Genomic DNA, 274 nt, shown 5'->3' with positions numbered 1-274 from the left:
AACGTGATTCATGGGTTCCGCCGTGATGGGTGTTGATATTGTTGGGGAAGGAATAGATATTGTGGGTGTAGTTGTGATTGTATTGGAAGGGAAGTTGGAGGTGGATGTTGTGTGTTGGACGTTCGACGTAAATTGGATTTTGATGGAGTACTTGGGGGTTGTGGTTGAGGAAGGAGAGGTATTCGATAATGGGGCGTTGGTAGAGGAAGGAGTTGGTTGGAGGTGTAGGGTGATGGGTTAGTGTAAGAGGAATGGGGTTGTTGAGGAAGGCGAG

General features: G+C 47.8%; 1 pseudogene. It reads right to left on the bottom strand.

Annotated features, from left to right (window positions below):
- Positions 1-274, bottom strand: a pseudogene (locus tag FS628_RS30570) (DNA topoisomerase IV subunit B); the annotation flags it as partial.

This window comes from Paenibacillus xylanexedens (assembly GCF_007676705.1).
GTDB classification, from domain to species: domain Bacteria; phylum Bacillota; class Bacilli; order Paenibacillales; family Paenibacillaceae; genus Paenibacillus; species Paenibacillus xylanexedens_C.
This window is presented reverse-complemented; position numbering and strand designations above follow the sequence as displayed.